Source organism: Streptomyces sp. NPDC058877, from assembly GCF_042742855.1.
In the GTDB taxonomy this organism is placed as follows: domain Bacteria; phylum Actinomycetota; class Actinomycetes; order Streptomycetales; family Streptomycetaceae; genus Streptomyces.
Map to the genome: position 1 here is coordinate 1 of NZ_JBHYMF010000354.1, position 2,842 is coordinate 2,842.

Annotated in this window: 4 protein-coding genes; 2 read left to right on the forward strand and 2 right to left on the reverse strand. The window is 70.2% G+C overall.

The window, feature by feature from the left end; all coding sequences use genetic code 11:
* Positions 1-111: 111 nt before the first annotated feature.
* Positions 112-567, reverse strand: coding sequence for a hypothetical protein (locus ACFW2Y_RS35375; protein ID WP_384887732.1), 456 nt, complete (start codon positions 565-567; stop codon positions 112-114).
* Between the two features lie 281 nt (positions 568-848).
* On the opposite strand from ACFW2Y_RS35375, the gene ACFW2Y_RS35380 reads away from it, so the two are divergent.
* Positions 849-1,478: a hypothetical protein gene (locus ACFW2Y_RS35380; protein WP_384887735.1), complete on the forward strand. Its 630-nt coding sequence runs from the start codon at positions 849-851 to the stop codon at positions 1,476-1,478.
* A gap of 163 nt (positions 1,479-1,641) precedes the next feature.
* Here ACFW2Y_RS35380 and ACFW2Y_RS35385 read toward each other — a convergent pair whose 3' ends face one another.
* Positions 1,642-2,187, reverse strand: coding sequence for a hypothetical protein (locus ACFW2Y_RS35385; protein ID WP_384887738.1), 546 nt, complete (start codon positions 2,185-2,187; stop codon positions 1,642-1,644).
* A gap of 66 nt (positions 2,188-2,253) precedes the next feature.
* Between ACFW2Y_RS35385 and ACFW2Y_RS35390 the strand changes: the two genes are divergently transcribed.
* Positions 2,254-2,721, forward strand: coding sequence for a GNAT family N-acetyltransferase (locus tag ACFW2Y_RS35390; protein WP_384887741.1), 468 nt, complete (start codon positions 2,254-2,256; stop codon positions 2,719-2,721).
* Positions 2,722-2,842 lie beyond the last annotated feature (121 nt).

The following is a 2,842-nucleotide window of genomic DNA, read 5'->3' on the forward strand; positions in this document are numbered from 1 at the left end:
CCCGCGGGGTGCCGCGGGAGGGGGCCCGTTCGTGTCCGGGCGTCACCGCGCTGGCCCGCCCGGGCGGGTGCGGTGGCGGCCGATCCGGCCCGCCCCGGAAGGAGCCGGGACCTAGAACGGCCCCTGCAAGAAGCTCTCCATCGTGTACTGGCCGCTGGGGGTCAGCGTGAACCGGTCCGAGACGAGGTAGGCCGGCCCGGCTCCGTGGTCGAGCGAGCAGGTGTGCTGGTAGTAGCCGTCTGCCGGGGAGCGGAGGGTGCACTTCCAGGAGTACCAGCCCGCGGCCAGGTAGATGTACCTGCTCGCGAAGGGCCGACCGCCGTACGAGCCGAGGTCCGAGGACCAGGAGTACGTGCCCGCGGCCAGATAGATGCTCCGGTTCATCGAGGCGGCTGCGCCGGCCTTCGGCGAATCGGTCAGGTACAGCGTCCGCGACAGCGTCGCCGTGCCGACCTCGGTGGCGCTCGACGGTGCGGTGCTCACCGTGAATGCGGCCATCACGGCGACGACGATCGCCAGCGTCCGCGACAGGAAGCGTCGCCGCAGCGACTGCTTGAATGCGATCAAAACTCAATCCCCCTGAATCACGCGGGACTTGTCTGCCCCGCCCCTCCGAATGACCCGTGGAGCGTACTGACGCAGCGGGTTGGGTGCAGCTGAATTAGCGAAACGGGCCGGTCGTCCCCCTCCGCCCCGTCCCGGGACGGGCCGGAGGGGACGACCGGAACGTACCGGCTCCGTGACGGCATGGCGTTCGACGTTGTCGTGGAGGGACGGGCGTTGCTAGGTTCCGGGCGGGGCGCGGCCGTAGGGCGGCTGCCCGTGCAGAAGGAAGAGGGGGATTTCCGATGGGCATCGACCGGCTGAGACCCGTCACCGCCGCACTTGCGGCCGTCGCACTGGCCTCGGTGCTCACCGGCTGCCAGGGGGGTTCCACCTCCGCGACCCCGGGGAGGACGTCCAAGCCGACCAGCACGTCGGGGGTGAAGAAGTCGACCTCGGGGGTGAAGAAGCCGACTTCGGGGGTGAAGAAGACGTCCAAGCCGGTGACGGCCAAGCCCAAGGCCAAGAAGCCCGATGTCGACCTTCCCGACCCCGAACCGTCCGACTGCGTCCACACGGCCCCGGGCCCCGCGGAAATCGTTCCCGGTGAGGTCGCCGTCTACCGGGTCGAGGAGATCCCCGGCGTCACCGGGAAGGTGAACCTCGTCGTCCAGCAGGGCGCGTGGGCCTGCCGGGGCCCCTTCACCCCCGATGCCCGTTTCGTCGGTACCGGGGAGGAACGCCGCTGGGCCCTCGACCGGGCCGCGTACGTCACCGTCACCGCCCCGATCGTCGACGGCACCGAACGGCAGCAGATGGGCGTCCAGCAGCTGATCGGCTGGATCGACGCACACCCGGACTCGGGGCTCGTGTTCCGTTACGAGACGGGGGACGACGGGGCGATCCGTAGCCTTGAGGAGGTCTTCCTCTCCTGAGGGGCTTCCTCCCTCGGTGGGAGGCCTTCTGAGGGGCGTCCTCCAGGGGTTCCGCGTCGCTCGGGTTCCTCCGTTCCTTGAGGGGCCGCACTGCCCCGGGTCCGTGGCCGACGCGGGGGCGGGTCCGGTCGTTGGGACACCGGTGCCGCCCCGACGGGTGCTCTCAGAAGCCCTTGCAGGCGTGTGCGCGGAAGTCCGCCAGGGTCGTCGTCCGCACCCTCTCGCCGTCCTCGTCCACGAGGGTGTAGGACACCCGGTCCGGCGTCAGCTCCTTCAGGTCCGCCGGGGTGAAGGAGTGGGAGGCCGTCGACCAGGAGGCGTCACGGGTCGCTCCGTAGAGGGTGTAGACCTGCCCCTCCTCCAGGGCGTGCGGTGGCGTTTTCGGGGTCCAGCCGTTGCCGCCGGCTTCCGTCAGGGGCCAGCTGGTGAAGCCGGTGACGGCTTCCGCCGAGGTCCAGACGTCTTCGTACTCCGGCTCCGGCCCCGGCTCCGCTTCGTCCGTGGTGTCGTCCCCGGTGTCCGGCGGGGCCGGGTAGAACACCGCCGCGTCGACCTGGTCGTGGCACACCAGGATCACGCCCACCGGCTTCCCGTCGGGGGTCACGGAGACGCCCGTGATTCCGGCCACCGGGACGGTGCAGCCGCTGAGCAGGGGCAACAGTGCGGGGAGGAGGGCGGCCGGCGCCACCCGACGCAACCAGGGACTCATGGTCCCCATGATCCGGGCAGGGGCTCGGGCACGGTGGAGACGTGACGAATCGTTACCGTATGAAACATGAACACGTTCACTCGCCTTGAGCCGATCACCCCCGACAACGTCGAAGCGGCCCTGGCCCTGAGCGTCCATCCCCACCAGGAGCGGAACGTCGCCCCCGTCGTGAAGTCCTTGGCGGAGGCGTACGCCTTCGGGGAGCAGGCGTGGCCGCGGCTGATCGTCGACGGCGACCGACCGGTCGGCTTCGTGATGGCCTTCCTGGACATCCCGTGGAACGAGCAGCAGGACCGCGCCGACCGTCGCAGCGGGATCTGGCGCCTCAACATCGCCGCCGGCTCCCAGGGCAAGGGATACGGGCGTTTCGCCGTCGAGGCCGTCCGCAGGGAGCTGCGCCGGCGCGGGGAGCAGCGGCTCTTCGTGACCTGGGAGCCCGGAGAGGACGGACCGGGAGAGTTCTACCGCCGGCTCGGCTTCCGTACGACCGGCGAGCTCAGCGGCGGTCAGACGGTCGGCGTGCTGGACGTCTAGGCGGTGCCGGGTGGGGGGGGGTGAACGTGTTCATGTTTCATACGGTAACGATTCGTCACGTATCCACAGTGCCCGAGCCCCAGCCCGGATCATGGGGACCATGAGTCCCTGGTTGCGTCGG